This is a genomic window from Stackebrandtia nassauensis DSM 44728, from assembly GCF_000024545.1.
In the GTDB taxonomy this organism is placed as follows: Bacteria; Actinomycetota; Actinomycetes; order Mycobacteriales; family Micromonosporaceae; genus Stackebrandtia; species Stackebrandtia nassauensis.
The window spans coordinates 2,882,858-2,904,336 of the sequence record NC_013947.1; the positions used below are offsets into that span (position 1 = coordinate 2,882,858).

Consider the following 21,479-nt stretch of genomic DNA (forward strand, 5'->3'; position numbering starts at 1 on the left):
TCTAGGGCTTGTCGCCGACGCAGGCGCGTTCCAACCGCACCTGCTTGGGCATGTTCCAGCCGAGCACACCGGTGATCACGCCGTCGGTGAGGTATCGCGCGACGAACTTGTCCTCGGCGAGGTCACCGTGGACGATCGCCACCTCGCTGTCGGTCGGGAAATGGCCGTACGCCTGGATCTTGACGTCGAACTGGTCGGTCCAGAAATAGGGGATCGGGTCGAACGCCTTTTCCTGTCCCAGCAGGTTGCGGGCCGCGGCCATGCCCTGCTCGGTCGCGTTCATCCGGTGCTCGACCCGCATCGACAGACCGAACCGGGGATTGAACCACCGCGCCACATCCCCGGCCGCGTAGACGTCCGGCGAGGCCTGGCACATGGAATCGCACACCACCCCGTCGTCCACATGCAACCCGGAATCGGCCAGCCAGCCGGTGTTGGGTGTCGACCCGACCGCGATCAACACCACGTCGGCGTCCAGCACCGAACCGTCGTCGAGTTCGACACCGGTGACCGCGTCATCGCCGCGCAGCCCGGTGACGGCGGTGTTGAGCCGCAGCCCGACCCCGTGCGCGCGGTGCATCTGGGCGACGCGCTGCCCGATCCGTTCCCCGAACTGCCGCAACATCGGCACGGGCAACGGATCGACGACGGTGACGTCGGCGCCCCGCGTCCGCGCGGACGCGGCCACCTCGGCACCGAGGAACCCCGCGCCGATCACCACCAGCCGGGTGGACTCGGTGATCGCGTCGCGCAACCGCAGCGCGTCGTCCAGGGTGCGCATGACGTGCACGCCCGCCATCCCGACGCCGATGGGCAGCCGTCGGGGCGCGACCCCGGTGGCGATGATCAGGCCGTCGTATCCGAGCGTCTCACCGTCGCGCAGCTTGACGGTCCGCGCGCCGGTGTCGAGCCCGGTCGCGGTCGTACCCAGTCGCAGGGTGATCTCGGACCGCCGCAGTGCCGCCTCGTCGCGCAACGTGATCTTCTCCGGCTGCCAGGTTCCAGCGAGGATCTGTTTGGACAGTGGTGGCCGATCGTATGGGGGACAGGTCTCGTCACCCACCACGATGATCGGTCCATCGTGTCCTTCGCGGCGCAGGGTGTCGGCGGCGGTGAGTCCCGCCGCCGAGGCGCCCACGACGACGATGCGTCGTCCCATCATTCCTCCACCTGAATGGCGTGAGTCGGGCACAGCAGCGCTGCTTCGCGCACCGCGTCGTGTGTTTCGCCCGGGGGCTCCGGTTGGAGCAGTTCGACGATACCGTCCGTCTCGCGCTGGTCGAAGACGGCGGCGGCGACGAGTACACATTGTCCGGCACCGACGCACTTGTCGGTGTCTGCCTTGACGTGCATGGGTTCAGGCCTCCCAGGTGACCGGGAGTCCGTGCACGCCGTAGATGAGCATGTCGGTGCGCAGCGCCACCTCCTCGGGTTCCACCGCCAGCCGCAGTGTCGGGAACCGCTGGAACAGTGCCGGGAACGCCACCTCCATCTCCACCCGCGCCAGCTGCTGGCCCAGGCACTGGTGGATGCCGTGCCCGAAGGCGACGTGGCCGGCGGTGGGACGCAACAGGTCGAGGGTGTCGGGGTCGGCGAAGTGTTCCGGGTCGCGGTTGGCCGTCGGCACCGAGACCGTCACCGACTCACCCGCGCGGATCAGCTGTCCGTCCATTTCGGTGTCCTCGAGGGCGGTCCGCACCGTGAACGGGATGATGCTGAGGTAGCGCAGCAGTTCCTCGACGGCGTGCCCGGTGATTCCCGGATCGGCCTTCAGGGCGGCGAGCTGGATGGGGTGGCTCAGCAGTGCGAAAGTGCCCAGGGCGATCATGTTGGCGGTGGTGTCGAGTCCGGCTCCCAGCAGCGAGAAGCCGATGTTGACCAGTTCGACGTCGGTGAGGTCGCTTTCGGTCAGTCCACTGAGCAGGTCGTCGGTGGGGTGTTCGCGTTTGGCCTGCACCAGTTCGGCGACGTAGCCGTGCACCACGGCGTAGGTGGCGGCGAGCTCCTCCGGCGGCACGTTCAGTCGGAACAGGCTCAGTGCCTGTTGCTGGAAGCGTTCCCGCTCGGCGTAGGGGACGCCCAGCAGCTCACACATGACCTGCGCCGGAAGCGGTTGCGCCAGCGCCGTCACCAGGTCCGCCGGTGGGCCCTGTCGTTCCATGGCGTCCAGGTGCGTGGTGGTGACCTCGCGGACGTGCTCGGTGAGGGTGCGCATCCGCCGCACCGTGAACTGTCCGGTGAGGAGCTTGCGGTAGCCGGTGTGGTCGGGCGGGTCCATCGAGCCGAAGAAACCCGGCTGTGCCGGTTGCGGATTGTCGCCGCCCGGGACGCCGGAGATCGGCAGGTGCCGCAGCTCGGGACGGATGCTGAACCGCGGGTCCGATAGGACCTGCCGGACCAGGGCGTGGCTGGTCACCACCCAGCCCTCGTGTCCGTCGGGGTAGGTCATCCGGCTCAGCGGTGCCCGCTCGCGCAGTTCGGTGAGCCCTTCGGGTGGGTCGAAGGGGCGGCCCGCCGCCCGTGCGGTCGGCAGCGCGGAAACGGGACTCGGTGCGGTCATGACGTTGTCCTTCCAGGTGGGAGAGCGGCTCTCCGTGTTGACCTCGACCCGGAAAAGGCTACGATTGCGTTTACGATTTCGTCAATGAACTGGAATTCTGATCAAGAGTAATAGCAGCTAGATTGCTTGAATCGTTACGATAGCCCTGAAACAAAACGCAACGGAGGACGCATGGCTTCGGGCCATCTGACCCACGAGGAACGTCGGCGCATCGCCCACGGCCTCGCCGAGGGGCTCGGCTACGCCGAGATCGCCCGGCACCTGGACCGCCCCACATCCACCGTCAGCCGCGAGGTCGCCCGCAACGGCGGCGCCCGCGACTACCGCCCCAACCGGGCCCACCAGGCCGCCCGGCAACGCGCCCGGCGCCGGGGGCCGCGACCGGCCCCCACGGCCCCGGCCGATGCCGCCGGACGCGACTCCCGGGCGGTGCTCGACTTCGAGGAACGCTTCGCCGAGATGATGATCCACACCGGACTGCAACCGATGCCCTCCCGGGTGCTGGCCCGGCTGTTTACCAGTGACACCGGCAGCCTCACCGCCGCCGAACTCGTCACCAGGCTGCGGGTCAGCCCCGCCTCGGTGTCCAAGGCCGTCGGCTATCTGGAGCAGCTCCACATGATCACCCGGGAACGCGACAACCGGCGCGAGCGCTACCTTATCAACGACGACGTCTGGTACGAGTCGTGGAAGTCCAGCATGCGTTCCATCGGCATCTGGGCCGACACCGCCCGGCAGGGCGCCGAAATCCTCGGCGCCACGACACCCGCCGGTGCCCGGTTGACCCTGGCCAGCCAGTTCTACGACTTCCTGCGCCACGACATGGAGGAGGCCGCCGAACTCTGGCGCCGCATCACCACGGCCCGATGACCGAAACCCGCGCGCCGACGCGGCGGCTGCCGTTACTGTTCGGCGCATGACCAGGGGGAGGCCGCTGTCGGCGGTTCACCGGCTCGCCGCCGCGCTGATCGCCGGAGCCGTCGCCGGTGGGGTCGTCGGGGTGTGGGCCGCCGCGCCGTTCGGTGTCCTGTCGGGAATCGCGGCGGCCGGCGCGGTCTTCGTCGTGACCGGCTGGACCGTGCTGTGGCCGATGGACGCCGACGCCACCCGCCGCAACGCCGGGCGCGAGGACCTGCGGCCGGTCGCCGAGGAGATCGTGCTCGTCGTGGCCTCGCTGTGCGGTCTGGTCGGCATCGTCCTGCTGCTGGTGTTCGGCGACGGCGGCGGTGGTCGCGCCGCCCCCGCGATGTCGCTGGGCGGGGTGTTCCTGGCCTGGGCCGCGCTGCACCTGATGTACGCCACCCGCTACGCGAACCTGTACTACACCGCCCCGGCGGGCGGCATCGACTTCAATATGGACGACGCCCCTGCCTACCGCGACTTCCTGTACTTCAGCTACAACCTCGGCATGACCTACCAGGTGTCCGACACCGACGTGTCGAGCTCCGCGATCCGCGCGATGACACTGCGCCACGCGCTGCTGTCCTATGTGTTCGGCACCGTCGTGCTGGCCACCACGATCAACCTGGTCGCGGGGATGTTCACCGGCTGACGGTTCAGCCCAGCGATTCCACGACGGCGGTCGCGTGCCCGGAGGGGGTGTTGTAGCTGACCGTGTCCCCGGCGCGATGTCCCAGCAGGGCCCGCCCCAGCGGACTGCCCGCCGTGACGAGCAGCTGGTCATCGACGTCGGCGATCTCACCGATGTGGAGGGTCTCGGTGGTGTCGTCCGAGAACCGGATCGTGACGGTGCTGCCGACGTCGACGAGGTCGGTGCGGCCCTGGGTTGCGGTGGCCGACGCGTCCAGCCGCGCCGTGAGCTTCTCGACCCTCGCGTCCAGGAGCTGGAGGTCGGTGACCCGCTGCAACTCCTGCGCCTGGTCGGCGCTGTCGCCGGTCGTGTCGGTGTCGGTCAGTGTCGCCGCGACCCGGTCGCGTTCGGCGCGCACCTCCGCCAGGTCCTGTTCGAGAGTGTGTCGCGCGTTGGCGCCGATCGGCGCGGATTTCCCGGCCATGGTGTGCTCCCTGTGAAGCGGTGGTGCCGTCGCGTCTTCGACGCCCGGCCTTTTCGCAGCGTAGCAGTCGGCCGTGACTCCGGCGGTGACTTCAGCGACGGGATCAGACTAGCCGGGGGAGCAGGCTCGGAGCGTCGGGGGCGGCGCCATCGCGGATGAGGGACGTGATCGCCGCCATGTCGAGGTGGTCGCCCACCAGGTCGGCGAGGGCGTCCAGTTCGGACTCGCGCAGCGCGGCGAAGTCCACTGTGTCGTCGACGGCGAACCGGTCGCGTCCGGCCAGGGCGGCGGCCCCGGTCAGAAAGGCGCGCCGGAACGCGTCGCAGCCGAAGGCCCCGTGCCAGTGCGTGCCGCTGACCGACCCGAGGCGGGCGCCCTCGCCGGTGCCGTCGGCGAGCCGGAACATCGAGGCGGCCCCGGCGTCGACGGTGTCGCGGCCGTAGTGGATCTCGTATCCGGACACCGGGATGTCGCCGTAGTGTCCCTTGGGGTGGGTGAGGGTCTTGTCGGCGGCGAAGTCGAACTCGGCGGGCAGCAGGCCCAGTCCCGGGACGCTGCCGCGCTTGCTCTCCACGTCATCGCGGATAACGCGGCCCAGCATCTGGTAGCCGCCGCAGATGCCCAGCAGCGGCTTCCCGGCCTCAGCGTGCGCGCGGATCGCCGTGTCGAGGCCGTTGTCGCGCAACCATTCCAGGTCATCGACGGTGGACTTCGAGCCGGGGATGACGATCAGGTCGGCCTCGGCGAGATCGGCGGCGCCCGACGTGATCCGCACTCGCACGCCCGGTTCGGCGGCCAGCGCCTCCACGTCGGTGGCGTTGGAGATGCGCGGCAACCGCACCACGGCCACCCGCAGCCACTGTTCCCCTCGGGGTGGTCGGGGACGGCCCAGGACGCCGCCGGCGTCGAGGGCCAGCGAGTCTTCGGCGTCCAGCCACAGGTCCACCAGCCACGGCAGCACCCCGTACACGGGTCGGCCGGTCAGCTCGGTCAGCGAGTCGAGGCCGGGGCGCAGCAGGCCGACGTCGCCGCGGAACTTGTTGACGACGAACCCGGCGATCAACCGCTGGTCCGCGGGCTCCAACAGCGCCAGGGTTCCGTACAGGGACGCGAACACGCCACCCCGATCGATGTCTCCCACCACAATGGTGGGTATGTCGGCGGTGCGGGCCAGGCCCAGGTTCACGATGTCGTGGGCCCGCAGGTTGATCTCGGCGGGTGACCCGGCGCCCTCGCAGATCACCACGTCGTAGCGGGACCGCAGCTCAGTCAGCGACTCGGCGACCACACCCGACAGTTCACGCCGCAGCCTGGGCCAGTTCGCGGCATCGATGGTGCCCCACGGCTTGCCGCGCACCACGATCTGGCTGGTGTAGTCGGAACCAGGTTTGAGCAGCACGGGGTTGAACGCGACGTCGGGCTCCAGGCCCGCGGCGGCAGCCTGCTTGGCTTGCGCCCGCCCAATCTCACCCCCGTCGGCGGTGACGGCGGAGTTGTTGGACATGTTCTGGGCCTTGAACGGCGCCACCCGCACCCCGCGCCGCGCCAAGTACCGGCACAGGCCCGCCACGACGGTGCTCTTGCCGGAGTCGGAACACGTCCCGGTCACCAGCAGGGTGCCGGTCAGCTCGCTGAGGTCCACCGCCACAACCTATGCCAGCTACCCACCCCCGACGCCGAGCTCACCAACGACGCGAACTTCGTCACCCGCGAGCGATCAGCGAGAGTCAAGCCGCATCGGGACGCGTGGCCAGGCTCGCCGTCGCTCCGCGTGGCTTGAGTTGAGGCCGAGGGCCAAGCCGCTCGGCGACGCTGCCGGGTTCGCCGGCGCTTCGCGCGGCTTGAGCCGGGCCGAGGACCAAACCGCCGCGAGCCACTGCCGGGCTCGCTGTTAGCCGCGCGGCTTGAGTCGGACGTTGGGCAGCCCCGGGGCTGGCAGCGTTTCCTCCCACTGCTCCGGGAACGGTCCGAAGCGTCCGACGGCGGCGCCCGGCTCGCGAGCGGCCTGCCATTCCTCGCGGAACGCCGCGATCTCGTCGTGGCCGCGGCCGATGAAGTTCCACCACATCGTGATCCGCTCGCCCAGCGGAGTGCCGCCCAGCAACAGGATCCGGCAACCGCGCTCGGTCGACAGCTCGAGCCGCGAGTGCCCCGGCGGCCGGTAGACCAGCTGTCCGGGTCCCGCCGTCAGCCCCGCGAGGGTCACGTCGCCCGAGTCGACCAGCACCCCGTGCTCGTGACCCGGCTCGACGTGCAGGTCCAGCCGACCGGGTGGCAGCGTGAGCTCGGCACCCAGCAGCGGCGTGAACGTCGACACCGGCGAGGTCTCGCCCAGCAGCGAGCCCAGGAACACCAGCACGGTGGCCCCGTCGCGCTCGAACGGTTGGGGAGCGTAGTGCGTGAAACCGGGCGCGGTGAACCGGTCGGATTCGGGCAGCGCCACCCACAGCTGCGCCCCGTGCAGCCTCCGGGTTCCCGGCATCGAGTACTCCGAATGCGCGATGCCCGACCCGGCGGTCATCAGGTTGAGTTCCCCGGGACGCACCATCGCGTGGTGCCCCGCGGTGTCGCGGTGCTCGATCTCGCCCTCGAACAGCCACGACACGGTCTGCAACCCCGTGTGCGGGTGACCGTCGACCCGCATCCCGCCGCTGTCGGCCACGTCGTCGGGCTCATAGTGGTCGACGAAGCACCAGGCGCCGATCAGCGACCGGGACCGCTGCGGCAGCGTGCGCCGCACCGTCATCGCCCGCGGCCCGCCCAGCGGCACCTCACGCGGTTCGAGGATCTCCGCGCCGCCGTCGGTGTTCTCGCACCTGACCTCGCGCGGCGCCGTCTCCGGATTGCTCATCGCGCCAGCATAGAGCGCTTCGGACGCCGGGACGGCGGCTCCGGTCAGGGCCGCGACCTGGGGAACACCGCCGGGGTCCCGGTGACCGGGTCGGGAACCACGACGCACGGCAGCCCGAACACCTCCTCCACCAGCTCCGCCGACACCACTTCGGACGGCGGCCCCTGCGCGACGATCGCGCCGTCGCGCATCGCCACCAGGTGGGTCGCGTAGCGCGCGGCCTGGTTGAGGTCGTGCAGCACCGCCACGATGGTGTGTCCCCGCTGGTGCAAGCGGTTGAACAGGTCCAGCAGTTCCACCTGGTGCGCGATGTCGAGATACGTCGTCGGTTCGTCCAGCAGCACCAGTTCGGTCCGCTGCGCCAGCACCATCGCCACCCAGGCCCGCTGCTGCTGCCCGCCCGAAAGCCGGTCCACCTGCCAGGCACCCAGTTCCGTCAAACTGGTGGCCGCCAAGGCTTCCCGTACCGCCGCCTCGTCGGCCGGGGTCCACTGCCGCAGCAGCCCCTGGTGCGGGTAGCGGCCCCGCGCCACCAGGTCGGCGACGGTGATGGATTCCGGGATCGCCGAGGACTGCGGCAGCAGCCCCAGCCGCCGGGCGACCTCGCGGGAGCCGTACTGCGTGATGGCCCTCCCGTCCAGCACCACCTCGCCCGACTTCGGACGCAGCAGCCGCGCCAACGCCCGCAGCAAAGTGGACTTCCCGCACGCGTTGGGGCCCACGATGACCGTGAAGCCCCCGTCGGGGACGGACATGCTCAGGTCACGCGACACGATCTTGCCGTCGTAGCCGACGGTCACGTCCACCGCCCGCAGCCGGGCGCCGTCCATCTTGGTCTCGCTCACCGACGTCTCCTCGTCTCCTCGATCAGAAGCCACACCAGATAGCCGCCGCCCAGCACCACGGTGATGATGCCCGCGGGCAGCGCCGCCGGTACCAGGTGCTGGCCGATCAGGTCGGCGGCCAGCAACAGCAGGGCACCGAAGACGGCGGCCCCGCCCAGCGGCACCCCGGGGGTGCGCATCACCCGCCGGGCGATCTGCGGGGCCGCGAACGCCACGAAGGCGATCGGTCCACTCACGGCAGTGGCCACCGCCGTGGCGGTCACCGCGATCGCGATCAGGATGAGCCGCAACCGTTCCACGCCGACGCCGAGTCCGGCCGCGGCGTCGTCGCCCAGGTCCAGTTGCCGCAGTCCCGGCGCCAGCACGGCGGACACCGTCCCCAGCAGCGCCACCGCCGCGCACACCACGCCGGTGGCGATCCAGTCCGAACCGGTCAGGTCGCCGTTGCCCCACACCGCGGCACTGACGGCGACGTCCAGGTCGGCCACCGTGATCAGCCAGGTGTTGAACGAGGTCAGCACCGCCGACACCGCGATGCCCACGACGATGAGCCGGTAACCCTGCACGCCATGCCGAAACGCCAGCAGGTAGATCGCGGCGGCGGCGCCGAACGCCCCGACCAGCGCGCCGACGGTGCCCAGGGCGAGGCCGCCCCCGGCCAGTACCGCCATCGTCAGGTAGCCGGTGAACCCGCCGGTGGAGACGCCGAGGATGTCGGGGCTGGCCAGCGGATTGCGGGTGATGGTCTGGAAGATCGCCCCGGCGCAGCCCAGCGCGACGCCCAGCGCCAGCGCCATCACCGCGCGGGGTGCCCGCCATTCCAGCACCACAGTGCGGTGGAAGCCGGTCTCCTGTCCGGTGAGGACGGACAGCACCTCGCCGACGCCGAGGCTCAGCTTGCCGAGCATCAGCGCGGTCACCAGCAGTACGACGATGAGCGCCGTCGCGACCGCCACCGCGAGGGTGGCGCGGATCGCCAGCCGGGCCCGCAACGGTCCCAACCGGAGTGTCCAAAACGGTTTGCCGGGCCAGGTTCGGTCCTTCGCGATATCGGTCACGCCGCCACCTCCCGACGCCGTCGGATCAGCACGATCAGCACCGGGGCGCCGACGAAGGCCGTCAGGATCCCGACCGGGATCTCACCCGGCATCATGATGAGCCGACCGGCCACATCGGAGGCCAGCAGCAGGATCGGCCCCAGCAGCAGCGAGTACGCGAAGATCCACCGCTGGTCGGCGCCCACCAGCAGCCGCGCGATGTGCGGCACCATCAGCCCGATGAACAGCAGCGGACCGGCCGCGGCGGTCGCGCCGCCCGCCAGCAGTGTCACCGCGACCACGACCAGCACCCGCACCGTCCGCAACGGCACGCCGAGCGCCACCGCGACGTCGTCGCCCATCGCCACGGCGTTGAGGGACGGTGACACCGCCGCGGCGATGAGGATGCCCAGGCCGATCAGCGGCAGCACCGGCAGCAGCACCTCCAGACCCCGGCTGGCGATGGTTCCGGCGTTCCAGCCGCGCATGATGTCGAAGGCGCGTGGGTCGAGCAGCAGCAGTGCCGACACCACTCCCTGGAGTACCGCCGCCAGTGCGACCCCGGCCAGTGTGAGTCGCGCCGGGTCGATCGGTCCACGTCCGGACGAGCCGATGAGGTAGACCAGCACCGTGACCGCCAGGGCGCCCAGCAGTGCGGCCCAACGGTAGTCGGACACGCTGGTCAGGCCCAGCAGCGAGATCGTCACGGCCACGGCGAACGCGGCCCCCGACGTCACACCCAGCACGCCCGGGTCGGCGAGCGGGTTGCGAGTCAGCGCCTGGATCAGCATCCCCGACACCCCCAGCGCGGCGCCGACGGCCAGGCCCAGCAGGGTGCGGGAGCCGCGCAGTTGCCACACGATGTAGGCGTCCCCGGCGGGCGCGTCACCCAGCAGCGCGTCGAGGATCGCGATGGGGGACAAGGGTTTGGAACCCATCGCGATGCTCAGCAGGCACACCAGCGCCAGGGCCGCGACCACCGGCAGGATCCGCACGGCGCGCGCCGTGGTGGATACAGCCTTCACCTCAGTCTTTGCCAGCCGATTCGAGTTCCGGCAGCAGCCGTTCGATGAAGTAGTCGAAGCTCAACGGCCCGGGACTGTTGGTGGCGCTGGCCAGCGGGAGGTCGACCCACAGCAGCGCGCCGGTGGTGTTGGCGGGCAGGTCCTTGAACCGCGGGTCGTCCTCGACGTCCTTCTTGAGACCGTCGGGATCCCAGATCGCCAGCACGTCGGCGTCGAGTTGCTCGATCTGTTCCTCGGAGACGGCGGCGTCGGTGTTCTGGTCGTTGTCCTGGTTGTCGGCGGCCTTCAGGCCGAAACACTCCATCCAGCTGCCGTTGCCGAACCGGAACTGGCCCTTCTCGCTGGCCACGTACTGGTACTTCTTGCCGTCGAGACCGGGCAGCTTCTTGCGCGCCTTTTCGCAGGTGCCGTCCACGTTGGACACGAGCTTCTTCCCGTCGTTGCCGGTCAACTCGCCCAGCGCCACGGTGACCTTGTCCCAGTCGTCGTTGCCCGCGCCCAGACCCGGGAAGGTGGGGGCGACGTCGGTGAGTTGCTTGTAGACGTGCTCGGCGATGTTCCAGGTGGCCCCGACGATGAGGTCGGGTTCGTGGGCGCCGATGGCCTCCGGGTCGGCGGCACCCGAGGGGGTGAGCTCGGGGTCGAGCTTCCCGGTGAAGACGCCGTCCAGCCACGGGTACATCTGGTCGATCTCCTTTTGGCTGGTGGCGACGGCTTTGGGCTGGATGCCCAGTTCGACCAGGATCTCGGCGGCCTGCACCGTCAGCGCGACGACCCGCTTGGGTTCGCCCTCGACGGTGACCTTGCCGTAGGCGCCCTTCACCGTGACGCCGGAGCCGTCGGCCTCGTCGCCGCCGCCACCGCAGGCCGCCAACGTCGCCGCCAGTGCCAGACCCGCGCATCCGGCGAGCAATCGCCGCCCGACCGCGCCCGCACGTGTGTTCATCTCATCGACCTTCCTGACCAGGGGGAACCGCAGAAGAAAGCCTAGCCTAACCTAACTTTCTCGCGGTCCGGGCGCGGCCAGCGGACCGGGAAACCGGTTGCCTTCGTACAGTGGCGGACTTGACTTTAGTTGGGCGCGAACGCTTCGCAGAGTGAATACCTTGTAGGCAACCGAGCCCGATCCTAAGGAGGCCCGATGCGGGCGCGAAACCGAACACTGGTGGCCACGATGATCGCCGTCGGCCTGACGGCAGCGGTGATACCGCTGGTGGCGGGTGCCGACGCCGAGGCCGCGGGCGAGCTGAAATGGGGCGACTGCGCCGACAACGACGTCGTGGAGGACGCCGAACCCACCGAGATTCCCAAGGATCTGGAATGCGCCGAGGTGACGGTGCCGGTCGACCGGGACGACCCTGACCGCACCGTGGCCATCCAGATCTCCCGGCTCCCCTACACAGGGGAGGGTGAGTCGAAGGGTTCGGTGACCGTGGTGCCCGGCGGCCCGGGCGGAGCGGGCACGTCCGACCTGATCTCGGCCGGTGACACGTTCAAGAACCTGCGTGAACACTTCAATGTGGTCGGATACGACCCCCGGGGTCACTACCTGGACAAGAACATGCCGATGGAGGACTGCCTGAACAACGGTCCCGAGTTCGCCGCGCCCAAGACCCGAAAGGAGTTCGACAAGGTACACGCCAAACAGCGGGCGGCCATCGACAAGTGCCGCGACCACGATCCACAACTGTTCGACAGCCTCAACTCCCTGACCCAGGCCGAAGACCTGGACGCGGTCCGCGAGGCCATCGGCGAGGAGAAGCTCAACGCCCACGCCACCTCCTACGGCGGCACCATCGTCCAGGCATACGCCCGCACCTTCCCCGAGCGGGTGCGGACCATGTACGTGGACGGCGCCTCATCGCACGACCAGAAGATCGCCGACGCCGAGAAGACCTACTTCGAGGTGCGGGAGGACCTGTTCGGCAGGTTCGTCAAGTGGTGCGACGGCGACGCTGACTGCGCACTGTCGGGTGAGGACGTACCGGCGGTGTGGCAGAAGCTGTTGGCCGACGCCGACAAGTCGCCGATCCCGGTGCCCGACCACGAAGGCGTGAGTTTCAACGGCCACGATCTGCAAGGCTCCGCCGCCATCCTCACCAATAAGGACGACCGCTGGCCGGACCTGGCCAAGGCCATCGTGGAGGCACGCGACGAGAACAAGGCGTCGATCTTCGGCAAACTCGGACTGGTCAAGGGCCGCAAGGCATTCTCCCCGGCCAGGGGAGTAGCCGTCCATTGCGGTGACGGCCGCGGCTACGACGACTACCAGCAGTACCGGGAAGGGCGGAAACGCGGCGAACGGCTGTCGCCCAACTTCCCGGAGGTGCGCGTCAACCGCGGCATCTTCTGCGTCGACTTCGACGCGCCGGTGTCAAACCCACCGGCACCCATGCCCGGGGACGAACTGCCGCCGATCCTGGGAGCGGCGGCGGCCAATGAGGACGACGTCCACCGCATCACCGATCAGGTCCCGGGCTCCCGGCTGCTGCGCTACGAGGGCTACGGCCACGGCTTGTACGTCACGGGAAACGAGTGCGTCATCAAGCACGCCGACAGGTACTTCGTGGACGGCACTCTCCCCGACGAGGGCGTAACCTGCCCGAAGGAGTGACGAAGGAGGCGGCACATGACCGAACCGGGAACCCTGCTCGTCGGGTGCGTGCAAATGCGTTCGGACCTCGACCCGGGGGAGAACCTGCGGCAGTGCCTGCGCTACCTCGACGAGGCACGCACGGCGGGCGTGGACCTGCTGATCTTCCCCGAGACCGTGTCCAGTCGCGTCGACGACCCGTCGCGAGCCCCGCAAGCAGAAAGCCTCGACGACGGATTCGTCGCCGGACTGGCAAAGGCCACCGAGGGGCTGGACTTGACCGTGATCGCCGGGGTCACCGAAACCCACGACGACCGTCCATTCAATACTCTTGTGGCACTGCGCGACGGACAGCGAGTCGCGCGGTACCGCAAGATCCACCTGTACGACGCCTGCGCGATGGCCGAGTCGGACACCATCGCGCCCGGCGACGGTCCGGTGTCGACCTTCGCCGTGAAGGGTTTCGAGGTCGGCATGATGACCTGTTACGACATCAGGTTCCCCGAGCTGTCGCGGTTGTTGGCCGAACGTGGCGCCGACCTGCTGGCCGTGCCCACCTCGTGGGTGCGGGGGCCGCTCAAGGAGGAGCACTGGACGACCTTCTGCAAGGCCCGCGCCTTGGAGAACACGGTCTACCTCGCGGGGGCCTGCCAGACCGGTGGCAGTCGGGTGGGATTGACGAGTGTGGTCGCACCCGACGGGGTAATCGTTTCCCGGCTGGCGCAGCACGAGGGCCTGGTGACCGCCAGGATCGGGCGCGACGCCCTGACCGCTGCCCGGGAGGCGTTCCCGCTGCTGGAGCAGCGACGTTTCGCGATCTCGCCCGAGATCACGCCGCATCCGACGGCGGACTGACGTTGGGCCAGCCGCGAGAGTCCAGCCGGACTGACCCCGGGCCAGCTGCGAGCGTCCACGCGAGTTGACGCCGGGCCGCGTCAGTCACCGCCGCGCGTCGCGTCGCCAGCCAGTCGCTTGTGGAGCTCGGCGGCGCCCTCGGCGGTGAGCCCGTCCGAGCGCGTCGCCGCCAGCCACGCCCCGCCGAGGGCCGCGTCGGTGGCGATCAACGCCGTGGTTCCGGTGCGGTTGACCAGGGCGCGTTGCAGGTGGGCGCGCACCGGGGTGTGGTTGGTCAGCAGCCCGCCGGTGATCACCACCGGTCCCGGGCCAGGATCCAAAGTGGTGTAACTGTCGGCCAGTCGCTGCCCGGCCTCGGCCGCGAGGGCGCGGGCGTCGGCGTCACCGTCGGCGGCGCTCTCGCACACCAGCGGGGCCAGCTCCGCCAGTGCCTCGCGCGGTCGCAGATAGCAGGCACTGACGAAGGCTTCCCCGTCGTGGGCACCAAGGTGGCCGGTCACCGCGTCGGTGAGCCTGGTGGCCGGACGCCCCGCGCTCAAGTGCCGCGCGGTGTGCCGGGCGGCGGCCAGACCCAGCCAGAACCCCGAGCCCTCGTCGCCCAGCAGCCAGCCCAGTCCGTCCACTGTGCGGGTGATCTCGCGGTCGCGCACCTCGGCGACGACCGCCCCGGTGCCCGCGACGATGACGGTGCCGTCGGCTTCGCTGGTGGCGGAGGCGAAAGCGGTCACCGCGTCGCCGACGACGCGCATGGGGCAGCTCAGTCCGGCCCGGTCCCACGCCGACGCGATCGCCTTGACGACCTCGCCCCGCGCGGTTGCCGCCAGCCCCGACATGCCCACCACGCCACCGGTCACCGAGGCCGCCGTGCCGTCAAGCGCCGAACGGGCGGCCAGTTCCAGCGCGGACGACACCTGGTCGGGGGAGCAGACCTGCGGGTTCGCCGCCGGTGCCCGGCCGCTGCCGAGCAGTTGTCCATCAAGGTCGATCGCGACGGCGGTGGTGCCGCTGCCACCGGCGTCGATTCCCAGGAAAACGTTCACGCCCTTGATCTTCCGGTAACCGGCCGGTGGCTGGCAAGTCCCGCGCTGATTCCCGACGGAGCTTGACTTTCCGCGACGGTGAGCGTAATTTTCATCATTAAAGTTTGTGAATGAACGGAATTATCGATGTCAGGGAACCTCGCGGCCACCGGGCTGCTCGGCCGGTTGCGCACCGAACTGCCCACCCTTCCCGACGCGCTGCGCCGGGTGGCCGAACTGGTGCTGCGGGACCCGGTCGACACCACCCACATGTCAATTGTGGATCTTGCCGAGCGGTCCCGCACGTCCACCGCCACCGTCACCCGGTTCTGCCGCACCATGGGCTATCCCGGTTACGCCGCGCTGCGGGTGGCCATCGCCAGCGAGACCGGAACGGCGGCCCAGCAGACCCGCTGGGACACCGACATCGACAGCCAGATCGAACCCGACCACCCGGTGGGACGGGTCCTGGAGATCATCGCCGCCGCCGACACCCGGGCCATCGCCGACACCGCGTTCCAGGTGGACACCGCCGCCATCGACCGGATCGCCACCGCCATCGCCGCCGCCTCCCGGGTCGAGTTGTGCGGCATGGGAAGCAGCGGCACCGCCGCCCGCGAGATGGCCTTCCGGCTGGAACGCATCCGGGTGCCGTGCTGGTTCCGGCCGGACGCGCACACCGCGCTCACCAACGCCGCGCTGCTGACCGAGTCCGACGTGGCCATCGGCATCTCGCACAGTGGACGCACCCGCGAGATCGTCGAGGTGCTCGCCGAAGCCGGATCGCACGGGGCGCTGACCGTCGCGGTCACGTCCTTCCGGCGCTCGCCGCTGGCCGACACCGCCGACGTCGTGCTGAGCACCCAGGTCTTCGAGACCACCTTCCGGCTGGCGGCCCTGTCGGCGCTGCACTCGCAACTGTTGCTGCTGGACCTGATCTACGTCGCCGTAGCGCAACGCACCTACACCCGCACCACCGAGGCCTTCGAGGTGACCGCCCGCGCGGTCGAGGCGCACCGCATGGCCACCGAGTCCCGCCGCAGGCGGAACCGCCAACCCTGAACGTCACGGGGGACGACGAACCGGTCGGCCGACGACGTCCGGCCGGTGCCCACCTCTCGACCGGCAAGGAGAGTCCCCATGTCAGCACACCGATTCCGACGCACGCTCACCCTCACGGCCACCGCCATCGCCGCGACGACCGCCCTGGTGGCGGCCGGAGCCGCCGGTTCGGCGCGAGCCGACGGCGCGGCCGAATGCGCCCTGTTCGACGACTTCGGCTACACCGGCAACAGCGATCCCGACCTGGCCGCGCGCGGCTGGACCGTACGCACCAACTCCGGCGGACCGGGAGTGCCCGGCGCCAGCTGGCCTGCCGAGAACGTCTCATTCCCCACCGTGGACGGACAGTCCTCGCTTCGGCTGTCCGCCAGCACCAACGGCACCGCCGAGGGCACCAAACAGGCCGAGCTGCTGCACCAGCGCAAGTTCTTCGAGGGCACCTACGCCGCCCGGGTCCGCTTCACCGACGCGCCGCAGTCCGGCACCGACGGCGACCGGATCGTGGAGACCTTCTTCACCATCACCCCGCTCAACGCCCCCAACGACCCCGACTACGGCGAACTGGACTTCGAGTACCTGCCCAACGGCGGCTGGGGCGAACAGGGCCCGATCCTGTACGAGACCAGTTGGGAGACCTACCAACCCGATCCGTGGGTCGCCGACAACCTCCACAACGAACAACGCCAGAGCTACGACGGCTGGCGGGATCTGGTCATCCAGGTCGCCGACGGCCGGATGAAGTACTTCATCGACGGACAGCAGGTCGCCGACCACGGCGACAAGTACTACCCCGAGACGCCGATGTCGATCAACTTCAACCTGTGGTTCATCGACCTTCAGGGGCACACCAGCGGCGACAGCCACTACGTCCAGGACGTGGACTGGCTGTACTTCGCCGAGAACGAGGTGGTGGCCCCCGACGAGGCCACCAACCGGGTCGACGGCTACCGGGCCGACGGCGTCGAGCACACCGACACCGTCGGCGGCTGCACCGCCTGACAGCAACGGATCCCGCCGTCGATGCCCAGCATGGACGGCGGGATTCTCGCGCGCCGATTCCGTCCGGACACGTTTTTTATTGACGGGAGGCTAGGGTGGTAGGTAATTTATCAACGCGCCACGTCGAACACGGAAAGGGCCGTCGTGAATCGCTCCACCCCTGTGACCCGCACCGGCACCGACCGGTTGCGCGCCGATCCCTCGCTGGTTCCCGGCTCCCGCATCGGCCTGGTCACCAACTACACCGGCGTGACCGCCGACCTCGACACCACCGTGACGGCCCTGTTGGCGGCGGGCGTACCCGTCACGGCGCTGTTCGGCCCCGAGCACGGCCTGCGCGGCACCACCCAGGCGGGCGAGAGCGAACCCGGCGACCATGACCCCGACAGCGGACTGCCGCTGTTCGACACCTACCGCCACAGCGGCGCCGAACTCGACGCCCTCGTCGAGCGCTCGGGCGTCGACACGCTGCTGTACGACCTGCAGGACATCGGTTCCCGCTTCTACACCTACATCTGGACCATGTTCGACCTGCTGACCTCCGCCGCGCGCACCGGCATGCGGTTCGTGGTCCTGGACCGCCCCAACCCGATCGGCGGCCTGGCCGTGGAGGGGCCACTGCTGGAGCCGCAGTTCGCCAGCTTCGTCGGGCGGGCGCCGATTCCGTTGCGGCACGGCCTGACCGTCGGCGAACTGGCCCGGTTCCTCAACACCACCGCCGTGGCCGAGACCGCCGGGCGAGCGGCGGAACTGGAGGTCGTCGAGGTCACCGGCTGGGACCGCGCGATGTTCGCCGACGCCACCGGACTGCCGTGGGTGATGCCCTCGGTCAACATACCCACGCTGGACAGCGCCCTCGTCTACCCGGGCACCGGCCTGTTCGAGGGCACCAACCTGTCCGAGGGCCGCGGCACCACCCGGCCGTTCGAGCTGATCGGCGCGCCCTATGTCGACAAACGCTGGGCCGCCGAACTCAACGCCCGCGAACTGCCGGGGGTGCGATTCCGGGACGTGTCCTTCGCGCCCACCTTCCACAAGCACGCCGGAACCACGGTGCGCGGCGTCCAGCTGCACGTCACCGACCGCGCGACCTTCACCCCGGTGGCCTGCGCGCTGGCGATGCTGCACACGCTGCGGACCCTGTACCCCGAGGACTTCGGCTGGCGGGTTTACGAGGACGGCGCCGAGCGCACCGGGCACCAACATCCCGTGGACCTACTGTGGGGGAGCGACCGGCTGCGCCACATCCTGGACGAGGGAGCGGATCCGGCCGCATTGCTAAAATCATCCATGGTGGATAGTCCGCGCGACTGGGCGGGCGCGGACGTGTTGTTGTATCCATAGGACTTTCACAGGGAGCGGACATGGTCCCAGGCGGCGAGAACGAGCACCTGCGCGACGACAGCGTGATTCAGCGGATCCGGGAACTGGCCCCCGGACTCGCCCCGGCGGAGCGGCGGGTCGCCGAGGCGATCGTGGAGACGCCCCGGCTGGTGATGACGAAGTCGATCACCGAACTGGCCGGGGTGGGCCGCACCTCCGAGACCACCGTGGTGCGGTTCTGCCGTCGCGCCGGATTCCGCGGCTACCCCGACCTGCGGCTGGCGATCGCCACCGAACTGGGCGGCGACCTGGCCCGCTCCGGCGGCACCCTGGCTCCAGGTACCGACATCGACCGCGACGACACCCTGGAACAACTGGTGCGCAAGGTGGCCTTCGCCGACGTGCGGGCCATCCAGGAGACCGTCGAACGACTCGACCTCGAAGCCCTGGAACGCGTCATCGACGTCCTGTCCACCGCCCGGCGCATCAGCCTGTTCGGCTTGGGCGCCAGCGCTTTCGCAGCGCAAGACCTGCAACACAAACTGCTGCGCATCGACCGGATGGCACTGGCCATTCCCGACTCCCACCTGGCGCTGGGTTCGGCCGCGCTGCTCAAACCCGACGACGTCGCGGTGGGCCTGTCCCATTCCGGGCAGACCGCCGAGGTGGTGGAGTGCCTGACCGTGGCGCGCCAGCACGGCGCCAAGACCATCGCCATCGTCAACGCGGCGCCCTCGCCGCTGACCGAGCAGGCCGACCTGGTCATCACCACCCGGGTGCGCGAGTCCCGGTTCCGTTCCGGCGCCATGGCCAGCCGGCTGGCGCAACTGGCGGTGGTGGACTGCGTGTTCCTCGGCATCGCGCAACGCTCCTACGACGCCGCCGTCGAGGCGCTGACGACGACCCACGAAACCGTCCACCGCGGCGGACGGCCCTGAGGCCCCGACGCTCACCAGCCGAAACATCCGGGCGTCCAACAGCGTAAGACAATTATTGACGTGGCTCCTCCGTGTTGGTAGTTTTCCAACCATCGTCGATTGATCTTGAGGAGTCCCCAGGTGAAGACCACCGGATTTCAGGTCGGCCGCACAGACGCGCTCGTCGACGCATGGACCCGAAGCGCCCCAGGCGATCCGATCACCACCGACCGATTCCGCCGCCTGGTGCTGCTGGACGCCAACTTCGACCCCGAGGGCCTGCGGCTGGCCTGGGACGGCGACCGGGTCATCGGCGCGGCCTACGCGGTGCGCCGCCGGGTCGCCATGGTCGGCGACGACCTGGAACCCGGGCGCGGCTGGATCCCGTTCTACTTCGTCGACCCGGACCGCCGCCGTCACGGCGTCGGAAAGCGACTGCTGACCGAGGCCATGGACTGGCTGCGGTCATGCGGACGTACCGAGGTCGACTTCTCGTCCTACACGCCCAATTACATCCTGCCCGGCCTGGACGCCGACCGGTACCCGGCGGCCAAGTCCCTCATGGACTCCCTGGGTTTCCGCACCCTTTACCAGGCCTCGGCCATGACCCTGCCCATCGGAGAGCACCTCGTCCCCGACAAGGTCCGCGCCCGCGTCACCGAACTGCGCACCCAGGGCTACAGCTTCTCAAGCCCCAGCCCCGACGAACTGGTCCCGCTGATCGAACTGGCCAACGACCACTTCAACGCCGACTGGGGACGCGTGATCCGCGAGACCGCCGCCGCCGGACTGCCCCCCGACCGCATCCTCGTCGCCCGCGACCCCGGCGGCGAGATCATCGGCTGGGGCATGTGTACCGCCTACGAGGGCATCGTCGACCGCTTCGGTCCCTTCGGCGTGGTGGACCGGCTGCGCGGTCTGGGCCTCGGCGAAGCGCTGCTGCACCTGTGCCTGGAACGCATGCGCGCCTTGGGAGGCCAGAACGCCTGGTTCCTGTGGACCGGCGAACAGACCCCCGCCGGTCACCTGTACCGCAAGACCGGATTCACCGTCACCAGACGGTTCCACATCATGCGCGCCCAGCTGACCGACCACAAGGAACAGTCATGAGAATTCGCGCGCTGGCCCTCGCCACCGTCCTGGTCCTCACCGCCTCCGGCTGCGCCACCAGCAGTTTCGGCGACGAACCCGGCAAGACCCTGACGGTGCTGACCCACTACGGCAGCGAACCCCACAAGTCCGGGCTGAAGAAACTCGTCGACGAGTGGAACCGCACCCACCCCGAGGTCCAGGTCAAGACGCAGTCGGTGCTGTACAACGAACTGCTGCAAACCGTCACCGCCCGCCACGCCTCCGGCCAGACCCCCGACATCATCAACGCCTACAGCCTGTGGGGCGGCCAGCTCGCCGCCGCCGACGTCCTGGACGAACCGCCCACCGACGTCGCCACCGACATCCGCGACGAGTACTCACCGGCCGCGTCCGAAGCCGTCACGGTGGACGACCAGGTGCTGGGTTACCCGACCGAGATGCAGACCTACGCCCTGATCTACAACAAGAAACTGCTGGCGAAGGCGGGTGTGACCGAGCCGCCGAAGACCTGGGACGAACTGGAGGACATCGCCGAAAGGACCACCGTCACCGACGACAGCGGCAACCTCGACGTGGCCGGTTTCGGTCTGACCACGGACTTCTCCGACACCGCCGTGGTGCACCCGTTCGCGTCGCTGTTGCAGGCGGCGGGCGGCCGGTACATGAACGCCGACGGGAGCGCCGCCTTCGACTCCAAGGCTGGACAGCGGGCACTGTCGCTACAGAAACAGCTCGTCGAGTCCGGTTCCGCGGACCCGGGACTCAACACCATCAAGGCGTTCCCCAGCAACCGGGTCGCCATGACCATCAACGCCGGATACTGGATCGGCGTCCTGAAGGGAATGATGGGCGACGACTACGAGAACGTCGGCGTCGCACCGATCCCCGGCCCGAAGGCCGGGGACAAGGGGTCGCTCGCCTACGGCTTCTTCACCGGCGTCAGCTCCCACAGCGACCAGAAGGACGACGCCTGGGAGTTCCTGCGCTGGCTCAACGCCGAGCAGGCCGCCGACGGCGCCACCCGGATGGGCGCGTTCCAGTTCGGCGCCGGAAGCATCCCCGCCCGGGTCTCCGACAGCGAAGCCCTCACCGCCGACGACCCCAACTTCGAGCCCTTCGTCCAGGCCATGGACTACGCGCTGCCGGAACCCAATCCGCGTGGCGGCCAGCAGATGAAGACCGCGCTACAGGGCAGCATCCAGTCGGTGTGGACGGGCGACCTCTCCGTGGCCGAGGCACTGCGATCCGCCGCCGCCGAAGCCGACGCCACCCTCAACCAGGACTGA

Annotated in this window: 21 protein-coding genes; 10 read left to right on the forward strand and 11 right to left on the reverse strand. The window is 69.6% G+C overall.

The window, feature by feature from the left end; all coding sequences use genetic code 11:
• Position 1: 1 nt before the first annotated feature.
• From SNAS_RS13490 to SNAS_RS13500, 3 genes are read right to left on the reverse strand one after another with little or no spacing between them, the layout of a single operon-like run.
• Positions 2-1,159 carry an NAD(P)/FAD-dependent oxidoreductase gene (locus tag SNAS_RS13490; RefSeq protein ID WP_013017985.1) on the reverse strand — a complete coding sequence of 386 codons (1,158 nt, stop codon included), beginning with the start codon at positions 1,157-1,159 and terminating at the stop codon, positions 2-4.
• Entirely contained in the window at positions 1,159-1,353 is a 195-nt protein-coding gene (locus tag SNAS_RS13495) for a ferredoxin (RefSeq protein WP_013017986.1), read from the reverse strand. Before SNAS_RS13495 ends, SNAS_RS13490 begins: the two co-directional genes overlap by 1 nt.
• A 4-nt stretch (positions 1,354-1,357) precedes the next feature.
• A complete protein-coding gene (locus SNAS_RS13500) occupies positions 1,358-2,560 on the reverse strand; it encodes a cytochrome P450 (protein ID WP_013017987.1) in 1,203 nt (400 codons plus the stop codon).
• Between the two features lie 171 nt (positions 2,561-2,731).
• Between SNAS_RS13500 and SNAS_RS13505 the strand changes: the two genes are divergently transcribed.
• On the forward strand, positions 2,732-3,430 hold the full coding sequence (locus SNAS_RS13505; protein WP_013017988.1) for a GbsR/MarR family transcriptional regulator: 699 nt from the start codon (positions 2,732-2,734) through the stop codon (positions 3,428-3,430).
• Between the two features lie 46 nt (positions 3,431-3,476).
• The gene (locus tag SNAS_RS13510) at positions 3,477-4,112 is read left to right on the forward strand and encodes a DUF1345 domain-containing protein (RefSeq protein WP_013017989.1); all 636 of its coding nucleotides are present in this window, start codon (positions 3,477-3,479) and stop codon (positions 4,110-4,112) included.
• 4 nt (positions 4,113-4,116) lie between these two features.
• Here SNAS_RS13510 and SNAS_RS13515 read toward each other — a convergent pair whose 3' ends face one another.
• The 7 genes from SNAS_RS13515 to SNAS_RS13545 form a co-directional block, all read right to left on the reverse strand.
• Complete coding sequence (locus SNAS_RS13515) at positions 4,117-4,575, reverse strand: GreA/GreB family elongation factor (protein WP_013017990.1); 459 nt, start codon at positions 4,573-4,575, stop codon at positions 4,117-4,119.
• Positions 4,576-4,678: 103 nt separating this feature from the next.
• A complete protein-coding gene (locus tag SNAS_RS13520; RefSeq protein WP_041626059.1) occupies positions 4,679-6,202 on the reverse strand; it encodes a cobyric acid synthase in 1,524 nt (507 codons plus the stop codon).
• A gap of 264 nt (positions 6,203-6,466) precedes the next feature.
• A complete protein-coding gene (locus tag SNAS_RS13525) occupies positions 6,467-7,426 on the reverse strand; it encodes a pirin family protein (RefSeq protein WP_013017992.1) in 960 nt (319 codons plus the stop codon).
• Between the two features lie 44 nt (positions 7,427-7,470).
• Positions 7,471-8,256 carry an ABC transporter ATP-binding protein gene (locus SNAS_RS13530; RefSeq protein ID WP_083787344.1) on the reverse strand — a complete coding sequence of 262 codons (786 nt, stop codon included), beginning with the start codon at positions 8,254-8,256 and terminating at the stop codon, positions 7,471-7,473.
• Between the two features lie 11 nt (positions 8,257-8,267).
• Positions 8,268-9,329 carry a FecCD family ABC transporter permease gene (locus SNAS_RS13535; protein WP_013017994.1) on the reverse strand — a complete coding sequence of 354 codons (1,062 nt, stop codon included), beginning with the start codon at positions 9,327-9,329 and terminating at the stop codon, positions 8,268-8,270.
• On the reverse strand, positions 9,326-10,333 hold the full coding sequence (locus tag SNAS_RS13540; protein WP_013017995.1) for an iron chelate uptake ABC transporter family permease subunit: 1,008 nt from the start codon (positions 10,331-10,333) through the stop codon (positions 9,326-9,328). Before SNAS_RS13540 ends, SNAS_RS13535 begins: the two co-directional genes overlap by 4 nt.
• A 1-nt stretch (position 10,334) precedes the next feature.
• Positions 10,335-11,279 carry an ABC transporter substrate-binding protein gene (locus SNAS_RS13545; RefSeq protein WP_013017996.1) on the reverse strand — a complete coding sequence of 315 codons (945 nt, stop codon included), beginning with the start codon at positions 11,277-11,279 and terminating at the stop codon, positions 10,335-10,337.
• Positions 11,280-11,474: 195 nt separating this feature from the next.
• Here SNAS_RS13545 and SNAS_RS13550 point away from each other — a divergent pair, with 195 nt between their 5' ends.
• Positions 11,475-12,947 carry an alpha/beta fold hydrolase gene (locus SNAS_RS13550; protein WP_013017997.1) on the forward strand — a complete coding sequence of 491 codons (1,473 nt, stop codon included), beginning with the start codon at positions 11,475-11,477 and terminating at the stop codon, positions 12,945-12,947.
• A gap of 15 nt (positions 12,948-12,962) precedes the next feature.
• Positions 12,963-13,781, forward strand: coding sequence for a carbon-nitrogen hydrolase family protein (locus tag SNAS_RS13555; RefSeq protein WP_013017998.1), 819 nt, complete (start codon positions 12,963-12,965; stop codon positions 13,779-13,781).
• An 80-nt stretch (positions 13,782-13,861) separates the two neighbouring features.
• Here SNAS_RS13555 and SNAS_RS13560 read toward each other — a convergent pair whose 3' ends face one another.
• Entirely contained in the window at positions 13,862-14,821 is a 960-nt protein-coding gene (locus tag SNAS_RS13560; protein ID WP_013017999.1) for an N-acetylglucosamine kinase, read from the reverse strand.
• Between the two features lie 126 nt (positions 14,822-14,947).
• Here SNAS_RS13560 and SNAS_RS13565 point away from each other — a divergent pair, with 126 nt between their 5' ends.
• The 6 genes from SNAS_RS13565 (at position 14,948) to SNAS_RS13590 (ending at position 21,479) form a co-directional block, all read left to right on the forward strand.
• A complete protein-coding gene (locus SNAS_RS13565) occupies positions 14,948-15,862 on the forward strand; it encodes a MurR/RpiR family transcriptional regulator (RefSeq protein WP_013018000.1) in 915 nt (304 codons plus the stop codon).
• A gap of 78 nt (positions 15,863-15,940) precedes the next feature.
• Positions 15,941-16,861 carry a glycoside hydrolase family 16 protein gene (locus tag SNAS_RS13570; RefSeq protein ID WP_013018001.1) on the forward strand — a complete coding sequence of 307 codons (921 nt, stop codon included), beginning with the start codon at positions 15,941-15,943 and terminating at the stop codon, positions 16,859-16,861.
• A 144-nt stretch (positions 16,862-17,005) separates the two neighbouring features.
• The gene (locus tag SNAS_RS13575) at positions 17,006-18,205 is read left to right on the forward strand and encodes an exo-beta-N-acetylmuramidase NamZ family protein (protein ID WP_013018002.1); all 1,200 of its coding nucleotides are present in this window, start codon (positions 17,006-17,008) and stop codon (positions 18,203-18,205) included.
• 20 nt (positions 18,206-18,225) lie between these two features.
• On the forward strand, positions 18,226-19,122 hold the full coding sequence (locus SNAS_RS13580; protein ID WP_013018003.1) for a MurR/RpiR family transcriptional regulator: 897 nt from the start codon (positions 18,226-18,228) through the stop codon (positions 19,120-19,122).
• Between the two features lie 120 nt (positions 19,123-19,242).
• The gene (locus SNAS_RS13585; protein ID WP_013018004.1) at positions 19,243-20,211 is read left to right on the forward strand and encodes a GNAT family N-acetyltransferase; all 969 of its coding nucleotides are present in this window, start codon (positions 19,243-19,245) and stop codon (positions 20,209-20,211) included.
• Entirely contained in the window at positions 20,208-21,479 is a 1,272-nt protein-coding gene (locus SNAS_RS13590) for an ABC transporter substrate-binding protein (protein WP_013018005.1), read from the forward strand. The genes SNAS_RS13585 and SNAS_RS13590 overlap by 4 nt, the downstream gene beginning before the upstream one ends.

Coding starts and splice junctions, on each gene's coding strand:
- SNAS_RS13490 (WP_013017985.1), bottom strand. CDS start 1,159: ATGGGACGACGCATCGTCGTCGTGGGCGCCTCGGCGGCGGGACTCACC.
- SNAS_RS13495 (WP_013017986.1), bottom strand. CDS start 1,353: ATGCACGTCAAGGCAGACACCGACAAGTGCGTCGGTGCCGGACAATGT.
- SNAS_RS13500 (WP_013017987.1), bottom strand. CDS start 2,560: ATGACCGCACCGAGTCCCGTTTCCGCGCTGCCGACCGCACGGGCGGCG.
- SNAS_RS13505 (WP_013017988.1), top strand. CDS start 2,732: ATGGCTTCGGGCCATCTGACCCACGAGGAACGTCGGCGCATCGCCCAC.
- SNAS_RS13510 (WP_013017989.1), top strand. CDS start 3,477: ATGACCAGGGGGAGGCCGCTGTCGGCGGTTCACCGGCTCGCCGCCGCG.
- SNAS_RS13515 (WP_013017990.1), bottom strand. CDS start 4,575: ATGGCCGGGAAATCCGCGCCGATCGGCGCCAACGCGCGACACACTCTC.
- SNAS_RS13525 (WP_013017992.1), bottom strand. CDS start 7,426: ATGAGCAATCCGGAGACGGCGCCGCGCGAGGTCAGGTGCGAGAACACC.
- SNAS_RS13530 (WP_083787344.1), bottom strand. CDS start 8,256: ATGGACGGCGCCCGGCTGCGGGCGGTGGACGTGACCGTCGGCTACGAC.
- SNAS_RS13545 (WP_013017996.1), bottom strand. CDS start 11,279: ATGAACACACGTGCGGGCGCGGTCGGGCGGCGATTGCTCGCCGGATGC.
- SNAS_RS13550 (WP_013017997.1), top strand. CDS start 11,475: ATGCGGGCGCGAAACCGAACACTGGTGGCCACGATGATCGCCGTCGGC.
- SNAS_RS13555 (WP_013017998.1), top strand. CDS start 12,963: ATGACCGAACCGGGAACCCTGCTCGTCGGGTGCGTGCAAATGCGTTCG.
- SNAS_RS13565 (WP_013018000.1), top strand. CDS start 14,948: ATGTCAGGGAACCTCGCGGCCACCGGGCTGCTCGGCCGGTTGCGCACC.
- SNAS_RS13570 (WP_013018001.1), top strand. CDS start 15,941: ATGTCAGCACACCGATTCCGACGCACGCTCACCCTCACGGCCACCGCC.
- SNAS_RS13580 (WP_013018003.1), top strand. CDS start 18,226: ATGGTCCCAGGCGGCGAGAACGAGCACCTGCGCGACGACAGCGTGATT.
- SNAS_RS13590 (WP_013018005.1), top strand. CDS start 20,208: ATGAGAATTCGCGCGCTGGCCCTCGCCACCGTCCTGGTCCTCACCGCC.